The sequence below is a fragment of the Mesorhizobium sp. WSM4820 genome (assembly GCF_055811075.1).
Map to the genome: position 1 here is coordinate 39576 of NZ_JBVVQN010000009.1, position 21626 is coordinate 61201.

Consider the following 21626-nt stretch of genomic DNA (forward strand, 5'->3'; position numbering starts at 1 on the left):
TCGCCCGGTGATGGACGGACTGCGCTGCCTCACCGTGACTTGCGAACACAGGGCTTCTTGAATGAAGTACAGGCGCGATATCGATGGTCTTCGGGCCGTTGCGGTACTGCCGGTCGTACTCTTCCATTTCGGCATCTCGGCAATTCCAGGCGGCTTTACCGGCGTCGATATCTTCTTCGTCATATCTGGCTATCTGATCACCGGAAGCCTGCTGGACGACCTTGAACGCGGCCAGTTTTCGATCGTCAGCTTTTACTGGCGCCGCGCCCGGCGCATCCTGCCGGCGCTGATCTTTGTCACGCTTCTCACCTGTATTGCGGCCTTGTTCATTCTTCTACCGTCGGATCTGCATGAATTCAGTCTCAGCGTCATAGCGGCTTCGACTTTCTGGTCGAACATCTATTTCTGGAAAACGTCAAATTACTTCTCGATCGATGCTGAGCTCCGACCGCTGTTGCATACGTGGTCGCTTTCGGTCGAGGAGCAGTACTATATCTTTGCCCCGATCCTGATGTTCCTGATCTATCGCTATTTTGGCAAACGCTGGCTGACGATACTCCTGCCGATCATCCTCGGCAGCTTCGTGCTGGCGGTCATGGCGACGTGGCTGGCGCCAAACGCGGGATTCTACCTGCTGCCGACACGGATCTGGGAGCTCATGCTGGGCGCCGTGCTCATGCTGAAACGCCCCCCGCCCCTGAGCAGCCGGTTTGTTATGGAACTGCTCGGGTTGGCCGGATTTGGCCTTCTTGCCATCGGGTTCTTCACGATTTCGGAGAGCGATCCGTTCCCGGGCTACAACGCCTTGTATCCTTGCGTCGGAACGGTCCTGCTTATCTATGTCGGCCAAAACAGCCCCTCGACGATCATTACCCGCCTGCTCGAAGTCCGACCGCTAGTCTGGATCGGCCTCATCTCCTATTCGCTGTATCTTGTCCACTGGCCGATCAATGCGTTTGCGCACTATTTCTCACTGGAAGAATTCGACCCCTCGATGACCGTTGCGTTGACGGTAGCAAGCCTCGCGCTGGCTGCGTTTTCCTGGAAGTACGTCGAGCAGCCGTTTCGGCAGAAAAGGAGCTTCACCGCCCCAGCGCCCATCTTCGCCTTTTCAGCGGGCGCAATCGCTGTTCTTTGCCTTGGCGGGGCGGCCGGGGCGCTCGGCAACGGCTTTCCGCAACGCTTTCCAGACTATGTCCAACAGCGGATTCCTGTCGGGGACTGGGGCAATGGCACCTGTTTCAACGAGGGCGGCAGCCGAATCGAAAACTGGAATATCGAGGATTGCACGCGCACACGCGGCTTCCCTACAACAGTTTTGTTGTGGGGTGACTCGTTCGCCGCCCACTATGTTCCAGGCCTGGACGCCAACATAAATCAACTCCGGGCCAATATCGTCGAATACACCTACGCGGGCTGTCCCCCGATTCTCTCCTACTTCTCCTATGGACGCCCGGATTGCATGCGGTTCAATCAGCAAGCCCTGAAGATTATTCAGGACGCTGGCATCAAGACGGTTGTACTCAGCGGTCGGTGGACCGATTATGAGGCCAGAAGTTTCGACGGTCTCCAGCAAACGATCGATACGCTTCGTGGTCTGGGTGTACGCGTGTTTGTCATCGGCCAGTCTCCACAGTTCATAACCGATGTTCGGAAAATCGCGTTCTTCGCAAAGCGCGAAAATCTTGATGATACATCGTGGCCAATGGCCATGGATTCCGACATCAACAACCGTGTGCGCGCATTTACCAAAGGCGCCACCTTCATCGATCCGCTGAATTTCCTCTGCAGCGCCGGACGCTGCTCCTACGCCGACGCAGGCCAGTTCCTCTATTTCGACTACGGCCATTTTTCTACCGTCGGGGCCACGCTGGCAATTTCGAAATACTGGCCGGCCTTTGCCTCAGACGATGCCGTTGCCACGACGGAATAACAGTCTGGCGGCTGGCAAGGCATGAGTGCACACGAGTGCACGCATAACGATTGCCCGAATGCCGGCTTGCGTGGTAACGAGGCTGCTGCGCGGGTATGATGTAATGGTAGCCTGTCAGCTTCCCAAGCTGAACGCGCGGGTTCGATTCCCGCTACCCGCTCCAGCTTACCCAGTCGGGCCGGCCGGCGCCGCACCTCACAGGATCACATCATCAGGTCTAGGTGAGCGGCCTATATCAGCTGAACAGAACATAACGTGATTCTAATAAGAGGCGGCAACAAAAGATGCCGATCCGCGTTGCGGTTGATCTGAAGGCCAGCCAGGGAGGAACCATAATGGCCGACGACAAGGGCAATAGAGGTTCTGGCGAGGGAAACCGCGTCGCGCGCGACCAAGACTATGAATTCCGCTATTTCGCTACCAAGTTCGGCCTCTCAATACCGCAGATCCGCGAGCTTTTTGGCAAGCACGGCAATGATCGCGAGACCCTGTATCGGGAGGCTCGGAAGCTCGGAAACGCCGTGACCACACAAGAACGGATCTCGAACGACGACCGAACGTTTCACAACCAGGGCCGCCCATGACCGGCAAGCGACATAGCCAAGAAGTCGGACCTTTTCTATCTGTGTCCGACAGGCCAAGTCGTAGATGCTCGGGACCTGCGGCATGTCAATTGGCACGAGCCGCTGGAACTCGATGCCTGATCTGCTCAAAAGGCACCGCGATGTTCGGCAAAGACCTCCTGGTTCACATGCTCGACCGCCGCGACACCCTGCCGCCAGACGAGATCGCGCTCATTGAGGCTCTTCCGGTTCGGCCGGTAACTTTCGGACCCGATGAGGAGATCGTCAGGGAGGGATCCCGCCCCACCGAAAGCTGCCTTGTCGCGAATGGGTTCGCAGTTCGAAACCAGGCTATTCGGGAAGGAAAGCGTCAAATAACGGCAATTCACGTGCCGGGAGACTTTGTCGATCTGCATAGTTTACTGCTAAAAGTGATGGATCACAGCGTGAGCGCGCTGGGTTCGTGCGATGTAGTTTTCATTCGACACAAAGACCTGCTTACAGCAATGGGTGGAAGTCCACATCTCACCCGGATGCTCTGGCTTTCGACGACTATCGACGCCTCGATCCAAAGGACCTGGATAACCTGCCTCGGGCGTCGCTCCGCCAAACAGCATCTCGCACATATAATTTGCGAGTTGTATGTCCGATTAGAGATAGTCGGATTGGCCTCTGACCAGAAGTTCGCTATTCCACTGACGCAAGCGGAAATGGGGGACGTGCTTGGTCTATCTGTAGTTCACGTGAATCGGACACTGCAGGAGCTTCGAGCGAAGGACCTGGTTATCTGGAAAGACCGCAGGATTGTTATCCTTGATTTCCAGCGATTGGCCTTACTGGCCGACTTTGATACGACTTACCTAAATCTCTTCCATGAGCCACGGTGACCGCCCTCGGCCAAGACGCGTCGGCGCACTGATGCGGCATCAAGATTTCTCGTCAAATAAACAATGTGAATGAGCCTCGCTCCGGATCGATTACGGCTGGCTTCAATTGGCACAGTTGACGTCAAAGAAGGATTGCACATGCGTGAGCTCGAAAATCTCATCGAACAGTATGTAAATAGTCGGAGGCGGCGCCATAGTTTCATATCGACGGGGCTCGCCGTAAAGGCGCTCAAACAGATCGTACCGGCATGTTCGGTCTCAGATTCCGACCTGGCGAACATGATTGCCAATCGTGCAATAGACTACAACCTTCCGGTGAGCTTTGACCTTAATGAGAGCTAGGCGTGGCGCGTCATTATGCAGTCCGACCATGAGCCTTCCGAGGCCTACGAAACGGTCAAGGAAGAGGCCGACCGGCAAGGCTCGGGTGGAGATGCAGGCACCCTAGCAGGCAAGGTCGGCAAAGTTGTGGAATCGACCGCAAACAGAACTGAGGAAGCCATTCGCGATCGTTTGCCGGGGTCGTCGGACGGGTCTTCAGCCACCTCGAAGCTCGCCACCGGCCTGAAGGCCAGGTCCATAGGACGTCATCCGGCATCGTCTCCGGCGCGCGCCCGGGCTTTGCGAGAGCAGGTGGCGGGCCAGTCCGCTTTGCTACGGGGCAAGCTCGTCGACGGCGCGGGCGGTCTCGTCCTTGAACTCGACCTTCGTGCCCGGCTGCACGATGGAGCCGAGATCTTCGACATCCCAGTTGGTCAATCGGATGCAGCCATGCGAGAAGGTTGTGCCGATCTTGCCAGGTTCGGGCGAGCCGTGGATGCCGTAGCTTTCGATGGAGAGATCGATCCACACCGATCCCACGGGATTGTTCGGCCCGGCAGCGATGGTGAAGGGACGCTTGGTCTTGACTCCCTTGAAGGCAAAATCCGGATCGTAGTGATAGGTCGGATTGCGCACCACGCGCTTGACCTGCGCCGTGCCGCTTGGCGCCGGCTTCTCATCGCTGCCGATCGAGGCGGGGTAGACTGCGAGCCATTTGCCGGAAGCATCGAGCACGCGCACCAGGCGAGCGCCCTTGTCGACCTCGATGCCGGCTACGCCGGCGGGAGGATCGCCGCGGCCAACATCAGGCACGATCAAGGTCTTGCCGGGCTTCCTGAAGCCGGCGCCCGGATTGAGCATCCTGAGCAACTTTTCGCTGACATGGAAGCGCTCCGCCAGCTTCTCCAACGCGTTGCGATAGGCGAGCCGCCGCAGACGGGCCATCCTCTCCATGCGAGCCGGAATAGGCCTGGTGAAGGGTCCGCGCAAATCCTTGCGCGTCACCTCATAGGTGACCAGCACCGGGTCGGCGGAGGTCGCCGTGAGCTTGCTCCAGGTCTCCGCAGTGAGCTTGCCATCGGATCGGAGTCCGTTCGCCTGCTGAAAGGCGCCGAGTGCCTTGGCAAAGTTCTCTGAAAGGCGACCGTCGATCAGCCCCGGCGAGAAGCGGGCGCGATCCAAAAGAATCTGCGCCTTGAGCACCGTCGGATCGACCTCCTTCGGTTCGCCAGCGGTGAATTGGGCCTGATTGACGGTCGCCAGGTCCAGCCTGGCCGAACGCGCCCCGCCGCATGCGACGGCAAGCAACGCGGCGAAGACGAGGAGAAGCCTGATCATCGATAGCCTCCCTGGATCCTGCACAGGACCCCGCTTCTATGACGCGGCACGGCCCTGTGTGGTTCCTTCGCTCGAGCGATATTCTGATTGAAGCGACATGGCCGAAGAGTGGATTGGCAGGATTGCTTGATTTAACGCCGTCAGCCCACTTCTCGCAAAATGAAGTCGTGCAGCATCTTGGCCGCCGGCGAAAGCACGCGATTTTTTACGGTGATCAGACTGTATGGCCTGACCTCGATGTCGAATTCGGTCTGGACGACGTCGATGGCGCCGGCCAGCCCCTCGGGGTTCTGGATGAACTTCGCCACCTGGATCGACACCGGCGCGATGGCGTCCGACTGCGCGACCATGACCAGGGTGAGCAGCAGCGAGCTGGTGTTGAGGATGCGGTCCGGCAGCGCGATGTTGCGGTTCAGGAAATTGCTCTCCATCGCCTGGCGCAGCGGCGAGCCGCCCGACTGGAAAACCCAGTCATAGGCGGCGGTCTCCTCCAGCCGCACCGCCTTGCCCTTGGCCAGCGGGTGGCCGCGGCGCACGATGAGGCAGGCTTTCTCGACGCCGATGACGCGGGCCTCGAACAGCCGCGGATTGAGGTCCTCGGGGATGCGCGCGATGATGAAATCGTGACGTGTGGCGATCAGTTCGCGCGCCAGCACATTGGAGGTCTCGACCTGCATGGTGATCTCGATACGCGGATAGATGCGCCGGATCTCGCGGATCGCCGGCACGGCGAGCTCGATTGCAGGGGCCGTCACCGCGCCCAGGAACACCGAGCCGCCCTTGCCCGCCTTGAGCTCGGATATCTCGCGGTCGACCTCGCGCATCTCGAGCAGGATCGAACGTGCGCGCCTCGCCAACGCCTTGCCATAGGGCGTCAGCGTGATGCCGCGCGGCAGCCTCTCGCACAGCTTGACGTCGAGCACCGCCTCCATCTCGGCGATCATGCGCGAGGCGGCGGGCTGGGAGATGTTCATGACCTGGGCTGCCGCGCTGACCCGGCCATGGTCGTCGAGGGCTGCGATCATGCGCATGTGGCGCAGACTGAGGCCGCTGCGCAGCAAGGTCTCACTCCTGCCGGGATTTTCCCCATAACCCTCTGAAAGTCCGCCAGAATCCCGTAGCGCCGCCATGATGTCGGTTTGCTCCTCGCTGGTGGCCGGCCGGCAATCCCGGCCCGATCTTTTGGCCATTTTCAGTATACCAGTTTGGGTATAGCAACTACCAAAGATCGCATTTGACAGTTATGGCAAAGCGCCACACCTTTGCGCGTTCTGAAACCTGACCGTCGCCAGCGAGAAAAATCGCATCGACCGGAACCAGAGTCTCAGGACCGATTGGGAGGATACCGGAGATCGATTTGGCGGCAGCGGCGCGTTTTGGCGCTCCTGCACGATCGCGCGGCCCACGAAACCCAGGGTGCGCGTCCATCAACCAGGGAGAGTTAATGTGAAGATCATCAAGACACTGGCCGCCGTCGCGGCCCTTAGCATCGCGGCCATGACGGTCCCGGCGCAGGCAGGCGAAGGCCTCATCGGCGTGCTGATGCCGACCAAGACCTCGCAGCGCTGGATCAACGACGGCGACGCCGTCAAGTCCCAGCTCGAGGCTCTGGGCTACACTGTCGACCTGCAATATGCGCAGGACGATATCCCCAATCAGCTCAGCCAGCTCGAAAACGAAATCACCAAGGGCCCAAAGGCGCTGATCATCGCTTCGATCGACGGCACCACCTTGTCGGACGCGCTGCAAAAGGCGGCTGACGCCGGCGTCGTCGTCGTCGCCTATGACCGGCTGATCAAGAAAACCCCGAATGTCGACTACTACACCACGTTCGACAATTTCGGCGTCGGCGTCATCCAGGCGAAATCGCTGCTCAAGGGCCTCGGCTATCCCGAGAACAAGGGTCCGTTCAACGTCGAACTGTTCGGCGGCTCGCCCGACGACAACAACGCCTTCTTCTTCTACGACGGCGCCATGTCCGTTCTGCAGCCGCTGATCGACGACAAGACCCTCGTCGTGAAGTCCGGCCAGATGGGCATGGACAAGGTCGGCACGCTCCGCTGGCTGGCAGCCACCGCCCAGGCCCGCATGGACAATCTGCTCTCCGCCCACTATTCGGATGGCAGCCGCGTCGATGGCGTGCTCTCGCCATATGACGGCCTGTCGCGCGGCATCATCGCCTCGCTGCGCGCCGTTGGTTACGGCACGGCCGATCAGCCATGGCCAATCGTCACCGGCCAGGATGCCGAAACCGCTTCGGTCAAGGCGATCATCGCCGGCGAGCAGTACTCGACCGTGTTCAAGGACACCCGCGAGCTCGCCAAGGCGACGGTCGAGCTCGTCGACAAGGTGCTCTCGGGCGGCAAGCCGGAAGGCCTCGACACCAAGACCTACAACAACGACGTCAAGGTCGTCCCCTCGATCCTGCTGACGCCGCATGATGTCGACAAGTCGAACTACCAGGCCCTGGTGGTCGATTCCGGCTACATCAAGGCCGAAGAGCTGAAGTAACCGCAGACGTAAAACCCGGGGTCCTGCGCAACGCAGGGCCCCGCTTCGTCAGTGAACGACCCCGGTATGTTTCCGGACCTCGCAGGAGTGGTATTGCCGATGGCCCAGACGATTTTGGAGATGCGTGACATCACCAAGACGTTTCCCGGCGTCAAGGCGCTTTCGAATGTCAACCTCAGCGTCGAAGAAGGCGAAATCCACGCCGTGGTCGGCGAGAACGGCGCCGGCAAGTCGACACTGATGAAGGTGCTGTCGGGCGTGTATCCAGCCGGCACCTATGACGGCGAAATCGTCTATCGCGGCGATGAGTGCCATTTCAAAGGCATCCACGACAGCGAGCGCCGCGGCATCGTCATCATCCACCAGGAACTCGCGCTGGTGCCGATGCTGTCGATCGCCGAAAACATTTTCCTCGGCAACGAACACGCCAGCTACGGCATCATCGACTGGAACGCCAACGAGACGCGCACCAGCGCTCTGCTCAAGAAGGTGGGCCTCAAGGAAGACCCCAAGACGCTGATTACCAATATCGGCGTCGGCAAGCAGCAACTGGTCGAGATCGCCAAGGCGCTCAGCAAGGAAGTGCAGTTGCTGATCCTCGACGAGCCGACGGCGAGCCTGTCCGAAAAAGACAGCCAGGCGCTGCTCGACCTGCTGCTCGAATTCAAGCGCCAGGGCATCACCTCGATCCTGATCTCGCACAAGCTCAACGAAATCAACCGGGTCGCCGACAAGGTCACGATCATCCGCGACGGGCGGACGATCGAGACGCTGGCCAAGAAGGACATCTCGGAAGACCGCATCATCACCTCGATGGTCGGCCGCTCTCTGGACGACCGCTATCCGTCGCGCGAGCCTGACATCGGTGAGGTCGTGCTCCAGGTGAAGAACTGGTCGGTCTATCATCCGATCCATGCCGAGCGGCAAGTGATCAAGGGTATCGATATCGACGTCCGCAAGGGCGAGGTGGTGGGTGTCGCCGGGCTGATGGGCGCCGGACGCACCGAATTCGCGATGAGCCTGTTCGGCCGCTCCTATGGCCGCCGCATCACCGGCGAGGTGCTGCTCAAGGGCAAGCCCATCGATGTCTCCTCTGTCAGCAAGGCAGTCGAACACGGCATTGCTTACGTCACCGAAGACCGCAAGACCTACGGTCTCAACCTGATCGATCATATCAAGCACAACATCACGCTGGCCAATCTTCCCGGCGTGTCGCGCCATAGCGTGATCGACGACATGCGCGAGCTCGCCGTCGCCAACGACTACAAGGCCAAGACCAACATCCGCTCGTCCAGCGTTTATCAGATGACCGGCAATCTATCGGGCGGCAATCAACAGAAGGTGGTGCTGTCGAAGTGGCTGTTCGCCAATCCGGAGGTGCTGATCCTCGACGAGCCGACGCGCGGCATCGACGTCGGCGCCAAGTATGAAATCTACACGATCATCGCGCGTCTCGCCTCGGAGGGTAAGGCGATCATCGTCATCTCGTCCGAGATGCCCGAACTGCTCGGCATCACCGACCGTATCTATGTCATGAACGAAGGACGCATCGTCGGCGAAATGGCGGCGAGCGATGCCAGCCAGGAAAAGATCATGCGCGCCATCGTTCGCGGAGAAGGAAAAGCATCATGAGCACCGAAAGCGGTCCCGTCCCGAAAAGCGGCGTCGCCGAAGATGTGCAGCAAGGGCCGCGCATTGCTGTCTCTGCGCTGGTCACCAACCTGCGCGAATACGGCCTGATCCTGGCGCTTATCGCCATCATGGTGTTCTTCCAGTACACGACGTCCGGAACGCTGTTCAAGCCGGTGAATTTGAGCAACCTGGTGCAGCAGAACAGCTTCATCATCGTGATGGCGCTGGGCATGCTGCTGGTGATCGTCTCCGGCCATATCGATCTCAGCGTCGGCTCCGTCGCCGGTTTCGTCGGCGCGCTGGCGGCGATGATGATGGTCATCTGGCCTCTCGGCCCTTTCAGCAATCCGCTGGTGGTGTCGATCATCTGCCTGATTGTCGGTGGTTTGATCGGCGCGGCACAGGGCTACTGGATTGCCTATCACCGAATACCGAGCTTCATCGTCACGCTGGCGGGGATGCTGATCTTCCGCGGCATCTGCCAGGCGCTGCTGGGTGGGGGGTCCTCCGTGGGGCCGCTTCCGGTCGGCTTCAAGGCGCTCAGTTCCGGCTTCATTCCCGACGTGATCGGCTCATTGACGCTGATACCGCCGGTCGTGAACGCCGCCGGCAAGACAATCGTCGGCAGCGGCCTGACGCTGCACATGACGACGATCGTGCTCGGCATCGTCGCCGTGGTCGCCTATGCTTATTTCGGGCTCAGGGCACGGCGCAGCCGCGAGCGGCACGGCTACCAAGCCGAGCCCTTCTCGCTGTTCGTCGTCAAGACCCTGGTGACCAGCGCCCTGGCGCTGTTTCTGGTCTACCAATTCGCCACCTACAGGGGCCTGCCAATCGTTCTCGTGGTGATGGGCGTGCTGATTGCGCTGTTCGTCTTCGTCACCAAACGCATGACGGTCGGCCGCCGTATCTACGCAATGGGCGGCAATGCCAAGGCGGCGCAGCTATCGGGTATCAAGACCGAGCGGCTGACCCTGATGGTGTTCATCAATATGGGCGTGCTCTCGGCGCTCGGCGGGCTGATTATTGCGGCGCGCCTGGGCCAGGCGGTGCCGGCGGCCGGCCTCGGCAGCGAGCTCGACGTCATCGCCGCCGTGTTCATCGGCGGCGCTTCGGCGATGGGCGGCGTCGGTCAGGTTGTTGGCGCGGTGGTCGGCGGTTTCATCATGGGCGTCATGAACAACGGCATGTCGATCATGGGCGTCAATGTCGATTGGCAGCAGGTGGTCAAAGGCCTGGTGCTGCTCGGCGCAGTCGTCTTCGACGTCTACAACAAGAACAAGGCTTGAGGGCGAGGGAACTCATGCATGTCGCCAAACGTGTGCACAGCGTGTTGGGACAACAGCATGCATGAAAACAAGGATTAAAGCGGGCCCGTTTTCAAACGCGGTGCGCTTTTAGGAGGCACGGGTCACATCGCGGCGCTGCCGGGCGGCGCAAGGAAGTCCCCCAGGGGACCGGGCCCGCGAGCAATCCGGACGAAGAATTTCACCCGTGGCGCGGACACCGTCCGAGCTGCGCCAGGAAAAGCTTGCCAGACCGGCAGGCCGGCCAAGGCAATTGAGAGAGGGTACGTCATGCTGATTTCCCAGATCCTCGACGAGGCGGAGACCATCCGCGTCGTCGCCCGCAACGGCGGCAAGACCAGAATCATCAACGGCGCCCGCAGCGTCTATTCGCTGGCAATGGAGGCCGCGCGCACCGGCACCGGGCTCGTCGCCCTCATCGAGCGCAAGGGTTTTGGTGAAGCGGTCGACCTCGATGCCGCCTACAAGAAGGGGCGGCTGCTGTCGCCGATCAACCATCCCGACCCGGCGCATCTCCACCTCACCGGCACCGGGCTGACACATCTCGGCTCCGCCGCGACCCGCGATTCCATGCACAAGAAGCTCAGCAGCGACGGCGAGGAGCAGCTCACCGATTCCATGAAGATGTTCCGCATGGGGCTGGAGGGCGGCAAGCCGGCCAAGGGCCAGACCGGCGTGCAGCCGGAATGGTTCTACAAGGGCAACGGCACCATGGCAGTGGCGCCCGGGGCGGCACTTCTGTCGCCCGCCTTCGCCGAGGATGCCGGCGAAGAGCCGGAAGTCGCCGGCATCTATATCATCGGCGACGACGGCGTCCCGTTCCGCGTCGGCTTCACGCTGTCAAACGAGTTTTCCGATCACGTCACCGAGCGCGTGAACTATCTTTTCCTCGCGCATTCCAAGCTGCGCAACGCTTCGTTCGGGCCGGAAATCCTGATCGGCGAGCTGCCGTCCGACGTCAGGGGTTCATCGCGCATCCTCCGCGACGGCCAGCTGCTGTGGGAAAAACCGTTCCTGTCGGGCGAGGCGAACATGTCGCACACCATCGCCAACCTCGAACATCACCACTTCAAATATTCGGCCTTCCGCCAGCCGGGCGACGTGCATGTGCACATGTTCGGCACCGCAACACTGTCCTTCGCCGACGGCGTCAGGACCGCGGCCGGCGATGTATTCGAAATCGAGGCCAAGGATTTCGGCCTGCCGCTGCGCAACCCGCTTGAAATCGAGCAGCCGATGAAGGTGGCGGTGAAGGCGCTTTGACGGCGTGATCTCCCCCCTTGAGGGGGAGATGTCGCCGAAGGCGACAGAGGGGGTCGTCTAGCGTAGAGCGCCAGCCCCCTGCGTCTGCGACAAAGAGAGCCGAGCCCGGCCGGACCGCCCCCCTCTGCCCTGCCGGGCATCTCCCCCTCAAGGGGGGAGATTGGCAGCTTCGACCTCTCAATAAATATCGAAGTCGAAATATTTGGCCTGAATCTTCTTGTAGGTGCCGTCGGCGACGATCGCGTCGATCGCGGCGTTGAGCTTTTCGCGCAGCGCATTGTCTTCCTGGTGCACGGCGATACCGGCTTCGGTCTCCGTGCCCTTGACGTCGCCGACCATCTTGCAGCAGTCGTCGCTCGACTTCTTCATCCAGTCCATCAGCACGAATTTGTCTGAAAGGACGGCATCGAGACGGCCGTTCATCAGGTCGGCGACCGCCTCCTCCTGGGTTGGATAGAGCTTCGCCTCGGCGCCGGCCTTGCCATAGACATCCTGGGCATAGTCGGCCTGGGTGGTCGAAGCCTGGGCGCCGACTGTCTTGCCGGCGAGTGCCGCCGGTTCGGTCGAGGCAATATCGCTGTCCTTCAAGGCCACCAGCGAAAGCGGCGTCGTATAGTATTTGTTGGTGAAGGAGACCTGCTTCTTGCGCTCCTCGGTAATGCTCATGGACGCGATGATGGCGTCGAATTTTTTGGCCTGGAGCGCCGGGATCATGCCGTCCCAGTCCTGCGTGACAAGTTCGCATTCGACCTTCATCTGAGCGCAAAGCGCATTGGTGATGTCGATGTCGAAGCCGACGAGCTTGCCATCCGCGGTGATGGTGTTGAACGGCGGATAGGCGCCTTCAGTGGCGATCTTCAACTTTTCCTGTGCTTGCGCCGACAGCGACCCGACTGACATCGCCAGCATGACGGCTGTTGCTGCCGATGCGATCCATCTTGAAATCTGCATTTTTTGTTCCCCTTGTTCCAACCGTGTTGACGGCTAAGACAGCCAAGCACGACCCGTAAGGTCAGGCAAGCATGGTCTGATCATAGCGGGCGATCAGCGCGCGGCGCGAAAATGCTTCGACAGTTTCAGGCCCTGTGCCTGATAGTTCGAGCCGAGATCCGTGCCGTAGAGCGCCTGCGGCCGCTTCAGCATGTGCTCGTAGACCAGCCGTCCGACGATCTGGCCGTGATCGAGGATGAACGGCACTTCGTGGCTGCGCACTTCGAGCACGGCCCGGCTGCCGGTGCCGCCCGAGGCCGAATGGCCGAAACCCGGATCGAAGAAACCGGCATAGTGGACGCGGAATTCGCCGACCAGCGGATCGAAGGGCGTCATCTCGGCGGCATAGAGCGGCGGCACATGCACCGCTTCCTGGCTGACCAGGATATAAAATTCGTCCGGATCGAGCACCAGTTCGCCGGCACCGCTCTTGTAGAGCGGCTCCCAGAAATCGACGACATCCTGCGCGGCGCGCTTATCGACATCGACCAGGCCGGTGTGGTGCTTGCCGCGGTAGCCGACCAGTCCGTCCTTGTCGCCGTCGAGGTCGATCGACAGTGCGATGCCGCCGCCGGAAATGTTCGGCGGCTCGGTGGCGACGAGCGTCTCGGCACGGTGCAATTCGTGCAGCTCGCTTTCCGACAAAAGCGCATTGCCGGTGCGGAACCGGATCTGCGACAGCCGCGAGCCGGCGCGGACGACGATCGGAAAGGTGCGCGGGCTGACTTCGAGATAGAGCGGGCCGTTGTAGCCGGCAGCGATCTTGTCGAACTCGTGGCCGCGATCGGTCATCACGCGGGTGAAGATGTCGAGCCGCCCGGTCGAGCTTTTTGGGTTGGCCGAGGCGGAAATGTTTGCCGGAAGCGCCAGGCTCTCGAGCAGCGGCACGATATAGACGCAGCCCGTCTCCAGCACCGCACCATCGGCGAGATTGATTTCGTGCAGCTTCAGGCGGTCGAGTTTTTCAGCAACCCTGTGGTTGGGGCCGGGCAGGAAGGAGGCGCGCACCCGCCAGGCCTTGTCGCCAAGCCTGAGGTCCAGGCTGGCCGGCTGGACCTGGTCGGCGTCGAGCGCGCGCGGTGACTTCAGCGCGCCCGACTGGTACAGCGCGGAAATATCCTGATCCGGAAGAATGCCTGTCTGCCGCAAAGTCTGGCTCCGCTCGAAGGCCGGGCGTGGTCTCGTCTTGTCGCAGGTTCTTGCCGTGGAACCCGCTGGTACAAACCTCTTAATCATGCCGGCAATTGACGCAAGCGCGGTGCAGGTCTAAAGGATCGTTATCCCGTGGTGATTTGGCCGGTCGGCTTGCAGCCACGTTAAACAAGTCGCTAAAGGACCGTCGGGCCGAAAGGCTGTACGACCGGTTGCGACTTTCGCGGCCGGTTTTTTTTGTGTTTGGACCATTTTTTGTTTGGAACAAGGTGATGACGAGCAAAACGCGCAACTGGAAGCCTCAGACCGCCCTCGTGCATGCAGGAACGCTGCGTTCCGGCTTCGGCGAAACCTCCGAGGCGATGTATCTCACGCAAGGCTATGTCTACGATACGGCGCAGGCGGCAGAAGCCCGCTTCAAGGGCGAGGAACCGGGCTTCATCTATTCGCGCTATGCCAATCCGACGGTCGACATGTTCGAGAAGCGCATGTGTGCGCTGGAAGGTGCCGAAGATGCCCGCGCCACCGCATCCGGCATGGCGGCGGTGACGGCGGCGTTGCTGTGCAGTGCCCGGGCGGGCGACCATATCGTGGCGGCGCGCGCGCTGTTCGGCTCCTGCCGCTGGGTGGTCGAGACGCTGGCGCCGAAATACGGCATCGAGGCGACGCTGGTCGACGGCACCGAAATCGCCAATTGGAAAAAGGCGGTCAGGCCCAACACCAAGTTGTTCTTCCTTGAAAGCCCGACCAATCCAACGCTGGAGGTCGTCGACATCGCAGCCGTAGCCTCGCTTGCCGATTCGATCGGCGCGCGGCTGATCGTCGACAACGTCTTTGCCACGCCCTTGCAGCAGAAGCCGTTGCAACTCGGCGCCCATATCGTCGTCTATTCGGCGACCAAGCACATCGACGGCCAGGGACGCTGCCTCGGCGGCATCATCCTGTCGGACAAGAAGTGGATCGACGAGAATTTGCACGACTACTTCCGCCACACCGGTCCCAGCCTCTCGCCCTTCAATGCCTGGACGCTGCTGAAGGGGCTGGAGACGCTGCCACTACGCGTTCGCCAGCAGACAGAAAGTGCCGGCCGGATCGCTGACTTCCTCGCCGAGCGATCGGAAATTGTCCGCGTCATCTATCCCGGCCGCGCCGATCACCCGCAGGCGGCGATCGTCAAGAAGCAGATGTCGGGCGGCTCGACGCTGATCTGCCTCGACGTCAAGGGGGGCAAGCAGGCGGCCTTCGCCTTCCAGAACGCGCTCGATGTCGTGCTGATCTCCAACAATCTCGGTGACGCCAAGAGCCTGATCACCCATCCGGCGACGACGACACACAAGAATCTGAGCGACGAGGCGCGGGCCGAACTTGGCATCGGGCCAGGCACGCTCAGGCTATCCGTCGGACTGGAGGACACTGACGACCTGCTCGAAGACATCGAGCAGGCCTTGAAAGCCGCCAGGTAGGGATACGCGCCGAACTGCTGCGCTCTAATCTGCAAAGCAGGCGCGGTCAGGCGCCCGACGGCGTCTCTTCCAATTCCGCAACGGCGCTGGTTTGGATGGTCATCGTGTTGCCGCGCCAGTCGACGGCACCGCTGAGCCAGCCGCGCACCCAGATGGCGGGAAGCATCACGTCCCGCGCAACCATCGCCGGGATCATGCGCAGCGACAGGTGCCAGCCCTTGGCCGAGGCGAGAGCGCATTCCGGCAGATAGGCGACTATCAGCACGGCGATGGCGGTAGCCGGCAGGCTGAAACCGGCGCCTGCTGCCGCAACCAGCGCAAGCACCAGCGGCGGCGCCGCTCCGATCAGGATCTCGGGCGCGAAGAACAGTGGGAATGTGACGCGACGGAGGCGTGCCCAGCGGGCCTGGCGCGACCAGATTTCGCCAAATGTGCGCAAGCCGAGCGGCTGTTCGAAGGGCGCGGCAACGAGATTGACGCGCAGTCCGAGCCCGTTGACCAGCTTGGTCGCAGCGGCATCCTCGGCAATCTCGGCGGCAAGCGCACGGATGCCGCCATTGGCGTCGAGCAATGGCTTGTTCCACAGCATGCTCTTGCCCTGGGCGAAACCGAGGCCGAGCGCCTCGCCGGTATATTGCCAGCGGGCCTGCAGCGTGTTGAGGAAAGCGCATTCGACCTCCGCCCAGAACCCGTCCGGCCGCGAGCCGATCGGCGTCGAGCAGACGAGGCCGGTGTCCTGCCGCCATGCCGTCATCAGATGCTGGACATAGTCCCTCGGCATCAGGACGTTGGAATCGGCAAGGATGACCCAGTGGTGGCGCGCGGCCTCCCAAGCCTTCACGCAATTGTTGAGTTTCGGATTGCCGCTGATGCGGTCGTCGCCGACCAGCAGCCGGGCCGGCACGGCCGGAAAGCGGGCGATCGCATCGGTGATCGGCCCGACCACCGGGTCGTCGGTATGGGCGACGCAGAAGATGAGCTCATAGTGCGGCCAGTCGAGAGAGAAGGCGCGCTCGAGCGTCTCCTCGGTAAACGGCTCGACGCCGCGCGACGGCACGACGATCGACACCGGCGGCGCCTTGGCGGCTGGCGGCGTGATCCTGCCAGGCCGCTTCAGCTTCAACGAAGCGAGCAGGATGCTGGCGAGATTGACAACAAGCAGAACTATGGAAAGCAAGGCGGCTGTGACTGTCAATTCCATCAAAATCTGGTCGCTCCAGAAAAAATCGGCCGCATGAAGCCGTTTTCAACAGTTCGACAGAATGCTGAGTCGCCCGGCCCTGCACACCATCCCCGGCCCTGCACACCATCATTGTCACGTGTCACTTAAATGACATTGTTGTTCGGCACCTGCGCTTAACAAATTCGGGCAACGATGGCAGACACCGAGGGGACGCACCCCGTTGACCGAACTGCGGAGAGCGTCGAATGTTCCGTCTGCATAGTGTGGAGTGATTTATGTACAGCGCCGTCACGCGCGACATCGAAGTGCAGGTCAGGCCGTTCTATCTGGAAGATCGCTCCGACCCTTCGGAGAACCGCTATGTCTGGGGCTACCAGGTGACCATCGACAACCAGTCGGATGAATTCGTGCAGCTTCTGTCGCGCTACTGGCAGATCACCGACGGCACCGGCCGGGTCGAGGAGGTGCGCGGCGCCGGCGTTGTCGGCGACCAGCCTGAACTCAATCCCGGCGATAGTTATCAGTATACGTCTGGCTGCCCACTCTCGACGCCATCCGGCATCATGGTCGGCCACTACACGATGCGCAACAAGCGGGGCGAAACGTTCGACGTCGCCATCCCCGCCTTTTCGCTCGACCTGCCGGGCACGCGGCGGACGGTGAACTGAGGGAGATAGATGGCCGGAAGGTCGTGCTGCCCCTCATCCGCCTGCCGGCACCTTCTCCCCGTTTAGTGAACGGGGAGAAGGGAACCATCTATCAACTGGACAACCTGTCGCAACGCTGGCGCCCCCTCTCCCCGTTCTTCACGGGGAGAGGGTAAGGGTGAACGGCAGCGCCAAGGCTTCGTTGGTGATTTCAATTCTATTGAGCCGCAGCAAATTCCGCCGGGTCGAAGTCGTATTGCTTCGAGCAGAATTCGCAGGCGACGTGAATGCCGCCATCCTCGGTGCTGTCCCTGATCTCGTCGGCGGAGAAGCCTTCGAGAATGCCGCGGATCTTCTCCCTGGAGCATGAGCACTGGTCGGCTACCGGCACGCCGCCGAAGACGCGCACGCCGTGCTCGTGGAACAGCCGGTAAAGCAACCGCTCGGCGCCGATCGTCGGGTCGATCAGTTCCGTCGGCTCGATGGTGCCAAGCAACGCGAGCAGTTCCTGCCAAGAATTGTCGGCCGGATCATGGATCTCCTCGCGCGGATCGCCGTCGCCACCCGGAAGGTCGGGCACGCGCATGCGTTCAGGCGATTGCGGCAGGAACTGCGCCAGGATGCCACCGGCGCGCCATTGCTCGCGGGCACCGCCGATGCCGGGCGTCAACAGCTTGGCCACCGAAAGCCTGAGATCGGTCGGGATCTGCTCCGACTGCCGGAAATAGGTGCGCGCGGCCTCCTCGAGCGTCTCGCCGTCGAGCTGGACGATGCCCTGATAGCGCTGCGTGTGGGCGCCCTGGTCGATAGTCAGCGCCAGCACACCGCTGCCGAGCAGCGTCCGCTGCGAGGTCTCGCCGGCAGAAATCAGTGCCTCCAGCCGGTCGGCGTCGAAGCGGGCATAGGCGCGCAGCGCATGCGGCGTGGAAAAATCCGCCACCAGCATGTCGACCGGCCCGTCGGTGCGGGTCTGCAGGATGAACTTGCCTTCGAACTTGAGCGAGGTGCCGAGCAGCACCGTCAGCACGCAGGCTTCCGCCAGCAGGCGGGCGACCGGCTCGGGATAGTCATGACGGCTGAGGATCGCGTCGAGCATCGGCCCGAGCTGGACGGTGCGGCCGCGCACGTCGAGCGGGCCGACCTCGAAGGGCACGACATGATCGTCGCCGGCGTAGCCGAATTCGCCGAGTTTGGGTTGATGTTCAGCCAATTGACGGGTTTCCAACATGACAAAGCTCCGGGGCGCGGCGATGCCGCCCTCCGGGGCGCATGCGTCGAAACGCGCTCGATTTGCGTGATGCGCCTGAGATAGGCATCACGCACTGCCGGATCAAGGCGGCCGGGATCAAGGCGGTCCGGATCAAGGCGGCCGGGATCACAGCGGCCCGGATCAAGCGCCGAGGCACCAGGCCAAAACCGCCTTCTGGGCGTGGAGCCGGTTCTCGGCCTCGTCGAACACCACCGAATGCGGGCCGTCGATGACTTCGTCGGTGACCTCCTCGCCGCGATGCGCCGGCAGGCAGTGCATGAACAACGCGTCGGGCTTTGCCTTCGCCATCAGTGCCGCATTGACCTGATAGGGTGAGAAGACATTGTGGCCGCGAGCACGGTGCTCCTGGCCCATCGACACCCAGCAATCGGTAACGACACAGTCGGCCTCGTTGACGGCCTCCTCGGGCGAGCGGGTGAAGTTCAACTTGCCGCCATGCGCCCTCGACCAGTCGACATGCTTCTGCGCCGGCTCGCTGCCTTCCGGCACGGCGACGTTGAGGTTGAAGCGGAACCGCGCCGAGGCCTCCAGCAGTGAATGCAGCACGTTGTTGCCGTCGCCGGTCCAGGCGATGGTCTTGCCGGCGACCGGGCCGCGATGCTCCTCGAAGGTCATGATGTCGGCCATCAGCTGGCAGGGATGGGTATCGTCGGTCAACCCGTTGATGACGGGGACGGTGGCGTTCTCGGTCAGCTCCAGCAGCCGGTCATGCGACGTGGTGCGGATCATGATCGCATCGACATAGCGCGACAGCACCTTGGCCGTGTCGGCGATGGTTTCGGAGCGGCCGAGCTGCATCTCGGCGCCGGTCAGCATGATGGTCTCGCCGCCGAGCTGGCGCATGCCGACGTCGAAGGACACGCGCGTGCGCGTCGACGGCTTGTCGAAGATCATCGCCAGCACCTTGCCTTCAAGCGGTTTTGTCCGCTCGCCAGCCTTGAGCCTTGCCTTTCGCACGACGGCATCGTCCAGCATAAGGCGCAGATCGCCCTCGGAAACGGCGGAAAGATCGGTGAAATGGCGAAGGCTCATGTGGGTCTTCCGACTGTTATTTCGCCGCAGCCGCGGCGATGGCGTCCGACAGGCCCCGGGCGCCGGCGCGGATGCGGTCGAGCGCCGCATGGATCTCGGCGTCGGTGACGGTGAGCGGCGGCAGCAGGCGAAGAACGTTGTCGCCGGCCGGAACCGCCAGCAGATGCTGGTCGCGCAACGCCATGTTCACCTTGGTGTTGGGCGCGGCGCATTTCAGGCCGAGCATCAGGCCGCTGCCTCTGATGTCTTCGATGACATCGGGAAATTCGTCGGCGACACCCGCCAGCCCCTGCTTCAGCAGCAACGCCTTGCGCTGCACATCCTCCAGAAAGCCGTCTTCCAGCACGACGTCGAGCACGGCGTTGCCGACCGCCATCGCCAGCGGATTGCCGCCGAAAGTGGTGCCGTGCACGCCGGCGGTCATGCCGACGGCGGCCTCGTCGGTGGCGAGGCAGGCGCCCACCGGGAAGCCGCCGCCGATGCCCTTGGCGACAGCCATGATGTCGGGCGTGACGCCAGCCCATTCATGCGCGAACAGTTTTCCGGTGCGGCCGATGCCGCACTGGACCTCGTCGAAGATCAGCAGCAGATCATGCTGTTCGCAGAGTTGCCTCAGCCGCTTCAGCGACTGCGTCGGCACTGGGCGGATACCGCCCTCGCCCTGCACCGGCTCGATCAGGATCGCGGCGGTCTCTGATGTGATCGCCTTTTCGACGGCGTCGATGTCGTCGAAGCCGACCTGGTCGAAACCTTCGACCTTGGGGCCGAAACCTTCCAGGTATTTGTACTGGCCGCCGGCGGCGATGGTCGCCAGCGTGCGGCCATGAAAGGCGCCTTCGAAGGTGATGATGCGAAAGCGCTCGGGATGGCCCTTGACGAAATGGTAGCGCCGCGCCGTCTTGATGGCGCATTCCAGCGCCTCGGCGCCGGAATTGGTGAAGAACACCTTGTCGGCGAAGGTGGCGTCGGCCAGCCGCTCGCCCAGACGGCTCTGCCCCGGAATCTCGTAGAGGTTGGAGACATGCCAGAGCTTGGCCGCCTGCTCGGTGAGTGCCGAGACCAGATGTGGATGGCTGTGGCCCAGCGAATTCACGGCAACGCCGCCGCCAAAATCGAGATATCGCTCGCCCTTGTCGGTGACCAGCCAAGTGCCTTCCCCATGGTCGAAGGCCAGGGGTGCGCGGGTAAAGGTCTCGAAAAGCGCCGAACCGCTCATTATATGCGTCTCCGGAACCGGAAAATCAAAAAGCCGCCAAAGCGGCGGCCTTTGCGGCTTATCGTGTTTTTCGGCCTTGAAGTCAACGAAAACGTCGCGCAAGGACACGCGGCAAGCCTTCCAGCGAGACGCCGGCTCATCAGCGACCGGGCAAGTTGGGGAAAACCGAAAAAACCGATTCGTGTTGGCCCTCGGACTCTTGTCACCGAGTCAGCGCATAAGGTAATTGTAGGTCGAGAAATAACTAGATTTCGTGCGGCGGACCTAATCACCCGATATATGTGGTGTCTGCCCGGCGGAAGCCGGATCGTGGAAGGATTCCGATCGCCGCACATTTCAGCAGGAGCGCGGTCTCATGAATTGGACTGACGAGCGGGTCGAACTTCTTAGAAAATTGTGGTCGGAGGGGCTGAGCGCCAGCCAGATCGCCGCACAGCTTGGGGGTGTCAGCCGCAATGCTGTCATCGGCAAGGTGCATCGGCTGAAACTGTCGGGCCGCGGACGCGCCACTGCCACGCCGGCACGCCAGAAGAAGAGCGTGCAGGGATCGACCGTGCAGAAATCGGTGTCGCGGGCGGCGAGCACTGCGCGGCATATCACCACGTCGATCGGCGCGACCGCGCTGCAGGCGCAATTCGACGCCGTACCGGTGACGCGTCATTATGTCCGTCCGGTCGAGAATGTTGTCGTGCCGATCTCGCGGCATCTGCAGCTCGTCGAATTGACCGAGCGGACATGCAAATGGCCGAATGGCGATCCGCTTTCGGAGGAGTTCCATTTCTGCGGCAACGACGCGGCCGAAACCGGACCCTATTGCAAGTATCACGCCCGCGTTGCGTTTCAGCCCGCTTCGGAGCGGCGGCGGAGCAGATAAGGGAATAAGGGAGTAGGGCAGTATGGGAGTAGGTAAAGATCAGG

Annotated in this window: 18 protein-coding genes, 1 tRNA gene and 1 riboswitch; of the genes, 11 read left to right on the forward strand and 8 right to left on the reverse strand. The window is 61.8% G+C overall.

The features are described 5' to 3' along the window. Nucleotides 1–61: 61 nt before the first annotated feature. The 4 genes from AC0L2R_RS16095 to AC0L2R_RS16110 all read left to right on the forward strand — a co-directional run bounded on the left by AC0L2R_RS16095 (nucleotide 62) and on the right by AC0L2R_RS16110 (nucleotide 3383). Nucleotides 62–1933: an acyltransferase family protein gene (locus AC0L2R_RS16095; protein WP_473510134.1), complete on the forward strand. Its 1872-nt coding sequence runs from the start codon at nucleotides 62–64 to the stop codon at nucleotides 1931–1933. A gap of 89 nt (nucleotides 1934–2022) precedes the next feature. After that, nucleotides 2023–2096 (forward strand) — tRNA-Gly (locus AC0L2R_RS16100). A 172-nt stretch (nucleotides 2097–2268) separates the two neighbouring features. Beyond that, complete coding sequence (locus AC0L2R_RS16105) at nucleotides 2269–2517, forward strand: DUF3606 domain-containing protein (protein ID WP_473510136.1); 249 nt, start codon at nucleotides 2269–2271, stop codon at nucleotides 2515–2517. A gap of 167 nt (nucleotides 2518–2684) precedes the next feature. After that, the gene (locus AC0L2R_RS16110; RefSeq protein WP_091600261.1) at nucleotides 2685–3383 is read left to right on the forward strand and encodes a Crp/Fnr family transcriptional regulator; all 699 of its coding nucleotides are present in this window, start codon (nucleotides 2685–2687) and stop codon (nucleotides 3381–3383) included. 654 nt (nucleotides 3384–4037) lie between these two features. On the opposite strand, the gene AC0L2R_RS16115 is transcribed toward AC0L2R_RS16110, so the two are convergent. After that, nucleotides 4038–5042 carry a L,D-transpeptidase family protein gene (locus tag AC0L2R_RS16115; RefSeq protein WP_473510138.1) on the reverse strand — a complete coding sequence of 335 codons (1005 nt, stop codon included), beginning with the start codon at nucleotides 5040–5042 and terminating at the stop codon, nucleotides 4038–4040. Nucleotides 5043–5182: 140 nt separating this feature from the next. Beyond that, complete coding sequence (locus tag AC0L2R_RS16120) at nucleotides 5183–6172, reverse strand: LysR family transcriptional regulator (RefSeq protein WP_473510361.1); 990 nt, start codon at nucleotides 6170–6172, stop codon at nucleotides 5183–5185. A gap of 316 nt (nucleotides 6173–6488) precedes the next feature. On the opposite strand from AC0L2R_RS16120, the gene chvE reads away from it, so the two are divergent. The 4 genes from chvE (at nucleotide 6489) to araD1 (ending at nucleotide 11755) form a co-directional block, all read left to right on the forward strand. Continuing rightward, on the forward strand, nucleotides 6489–7553 hold the full coding sequence (gene chvE / locus AC0L2R_RS16125; protein ID WP_023802196.1) for a multiple monosaccharide ABC transporter substrate-binding protein: 1065 nt from the start codon (nucleotides 6489–6491) through the stop codon (nucleotides 7551–7553). A 99-nt stretch (nucleotides 7554–7652) separates the two neighbouring features. Beyond that, nucleotides 7653–9185: a multiple monosaccharide ABC transporter ATP-binding protein gene (mmsA, locus tag AC0L2R_RS16130; protein WP_287207356.1), complete on the forward strand. Its 1533-nt coding sequence runs from the start codon at nucleotides 7653–7655 to the stop codon at nucleotides 9183–9185. Then, a complete protein-coding gene (gene mmsB / locus AC0L2R_RS16135) occupies nucleotides 9182–10474 on the forward strand; it encodes a multiple monosaccharide ABC transporter permease (RefSeq protein WP_287214994.1) in 1293 nt (430 codons plus the stop codon). The genes mmsA and mmsB overlap by 4 nt, the downstream gene beginning before the upstream one ends. 288 nt (nucleotides 10475–10762) lie before the next feature. Then, on the forward strand, nucleotides 10763–11755 hold the full coding sequence (araD1, locus tag AC0L2R_RS16140) for an AraD1 family protein (RefSeq protein WP_473510141.1): 993 nt from the start codon (nucleotides 10763–10765) through the stop codon (nucleotides 11753–11755). Nucleotides 11756–11932: 177 nt separating this feature from the next. On the opposite strand, the gene AC0L2R_RS16145 is transcribed toward araD1, so the two are convergent. Further along, nucleotides 11933–12706 (reverse strand): ABC transporter substrate-binding protein, encoded by a 774-nt coding sequence (locus AC0L2R_RS16145; RefSeq protein WP_473510142.1) that lies wholly within the window; start codon nucleotides 12704–12706, stop codon nucleotides 11933–11935. Between the two features lie 93 nt (nucleotides 12707–12799). Further along, the gene (locus AC0L2R_RS16150; RefSeq protein ID WP_027155183.1) at nucleotides 12800–13894 is read right to left on the reverse strand and encodes a 2'-deoxycytidine 5'-triphosphate deaminase; all 1095 of its coding nucleotides are present in this window, start codon (nucleotides 13892–13894) and stop codon (nucleotides 12800–12802) included. Nucleotides 13895–14019: 125 nt separating this feature from the next. After that, nucleotides 14020–14097, forward strand: a riboswitch (SAM riboswitch). A gap of 72 nt (nucleotides 14098–14169) precedes the next feature. Here AC0L2R_RS16150 and AC0L2R_RS16155 point away from each other — a divergent pair. Next, nucleotides 14170–15360, forward strand: a complete 1191-nt coding sequence (locus AC0L2R_RS16155; protein WP_473510143.1) for an O-succinylhomoserine sulfhydrylase — start codon at nucleotides 14170–14172, stop codon at nucleotides 15358–15360. A 46-nt stretch (nucleotides 15361–15406) separates the two neighbouring features. On the opposite strand, the gene AC0L2R_RS16160 is transcribed toward AC0L2R_RS16155, so the two are convergent. Then, on the reverse strand, nucleotides 15407–16561 hold the full coding sequence (locus AC0L2R_RS16160; RefSeq protein ID WP_473510145.1) for a ceramide glucosyltransferase: 1155 nt from the start codon (nucleotides 16559–16561) through the stop codon (nucleotides 15407–15409). 257 nt (nucleotides 16562–16818) lie between these two features. Here AC0L2R_RS16160 and apaG point away from each other — a divergent pair, with 257 nt between their 5' ends. Next, nucleotides 16819–17211: a Co2+/Mg2+ efflux protein ApaG gene (gene apaG, locus AC0L2R_RS16165; RefSeq protein ID WP_023802187.1), complete on the forward strand. Its 393-nt coding sequence runs from the start codon at nucleotides 16819–16821 to the stop codon at nucleotides 17209–17211. Between the two features lie 196 nt (nucleotides 17212–17407). On the opposite strand, the gene AC0L2R_RS16170 is transcribed toward apaG, so the two are convergent. From AC0L2R_RS16170 to AC0L2R_RS16180, 3 genes are all read right to left on the reverse strand, one after another. Continuing rightward, nucleotides 17408–18418: an Hsp33 family molecular chaperone gene (locus AC0L2R_RS16170; RefSeq protein WP_473510147.1), complete on the reverse strand. Its 1011-nt coding sequence runs from the start codon at nucleotides 18416–18418 to the stop codon at nucleotides 17408–17410. A gap of 162 nt (nucleotides 18419–18580) precedes the next feature. Next, nucleotides 18581–19492, reverse strand: a complete 912-nt coding sequence (gene argF, locus AC0L2R_RS16175) for an ornithine carbamoyltransferase (protein ID WP_287140871.1) — start codon at nucleotides 19490–19492, stop codon at nucleotides 18581–18583. Between the two features lie 16 nt (nucleotides 19493–19508). After that, nucleotides 19509–20708 (reverse strand): acetylornithine transaminase, encoded by a 1200-nt coding sequence (locus tag AC0L2R_RS16180; protein ID WP_473510149.1) that lies wholly within the window; start codon nucleotides 20706–20708, stop codon nucleotides 19509–19511. A 355-nt stretch (nucleotides 20709–21063) separates the two neighbouring features. On the opposite strand from AC0L2R_RS16180, the gene AC0L2R_RS16185 reads away from it, so the two are divergent. Continuing rightward, nucleotides 21064–21582: a GcrA family cell cycle regulator gene (locus AC0L2R_RS16185; protein WP_027155176.1), complete on the forward strand. Its 519-nt coding sequence runs from the start codon at nucleotides 21064–21066 to the stop codon at nucleotides 21580–21582. Nucleotides 21583–21626 lie beyond the last annotated feature (44 nt).

Excerpts from the sequence above, each read along its gene's own strand:
- AC0L2R_RS16095 (WP_473510134.1), top strand. The coding sequence starts at position 62 with ATGAAGTACAGGCGCGATATCGATGGTCTTCGGGCCGTTGCGGTACTG.
- mmsA (WP_287207356.1), top strand. The coding sequence starts at position 7,653 with ATGGCCCAGACGATTTTGGAGATGCGTGACATCACCAAGACGTTTCCC.
- AC0L2R_RS16110 (WP_091600261.1), top strand. The coding sequence starts at position 2,685 with ATGCTCGACCGCCGCGACACCCTGCCGCCAGACGAGATCGCGCTCATT.
- AC0L2R_RS16170 (WP_473510147.1), bottom strand. The coding sequence starts at position 18,418 with ATGTTGGAAACCCGTCAATTGGCTGAACATCAACCCAAACTCGGCGAA.
- AC0L2R_RS16180 (WP_473510149.1), bottom strand. The coding sequence starts at position 20,708 with ATGAGCGGTTCGGCGCTTTTCGAGACCTTTACCCGCGCACCCCTGGCC.
- AC0L2R_RS16120 (WP_473510361.1), bottom strand. The coding sequence starts at position 6,172 with ATGGCGGCGCTACGGGATTCTGGCGGACTTTCAGAGGGTTATGGGGAA.
- argF (WP_287140871.1), bottom strand. The coding sequence starts at position 19,492 with ATGAGCCTTCGCCATTTCACCGATCTTTCCGCCGTTTCCGAGGGCGAT.
- AC0L2R_RS16105 (WP_473510136.1), top strand. The coding sequence starts at position 2,269 with ATGGCCGACGACAAGGGCAATAGAGGTTCTGGCGAGGGAAACCGCGTC.
- AC0L2R_RS16160 (WP_473510145.1), bottom strand. The coding sequence starts at position 16,561 with ATGGAATTGACAGTCACAGCCGCCTTGCTTTCCATAGTTCTGCTTGTT.
- AC0L2R_RS16155 (WP_473510143.1), top strand. The coding sequence starts at position 14,170 with ATGACGAGCAAAACGCGCAACTGGAAGCCTCAGACCGCCCTCGTGCAT.
- apaG (WP_023802187.1), top strand. The coding sequence starts at position 16,819 with ATGTACAGCGCCGTCACGCGCGACATCGAAGTGCAGGTCAGGCCGTTC.
- AC0L2R_RS16145 (WP_473510142.1), bottom strand. The coding sequence starts at position 12,706 with ATGCAGATTTCAAGATGGATCGCATCGGCAGCAACAGCCGTCATGCTG.
- araD1 (WP_473510141.1), top strand. The coding sequence starts at position 10,763 with ATGCTGATTTCCCAGATCCTCGACGAGGCGGAGACCATCCGCGTCGTC.
- AC0L2R_RS16185 (WP_027155176.1), top strand. The coding sequence starts at position 21,064 with ATGAATTGGACTGACGAGCGGGTCGAACTTCTTAGAAAATTGTGGTCG.
- mmsB (WP_287214994.1), top strand. The coding sequence starts at position 9,182 with ATGAGCACCGAAAGCGGTCCCGTCCCGAAAAGCGGCGTCGCCGAAGAT.
- AC0L2R_RS16115 (WP_473510138.1), bottom strand. The coding sequence starts at position 5,042 with ATGATCAGGCTTCTCCTCGTCTTCGCCGCGTTGCTTGCCGTCGCATGC.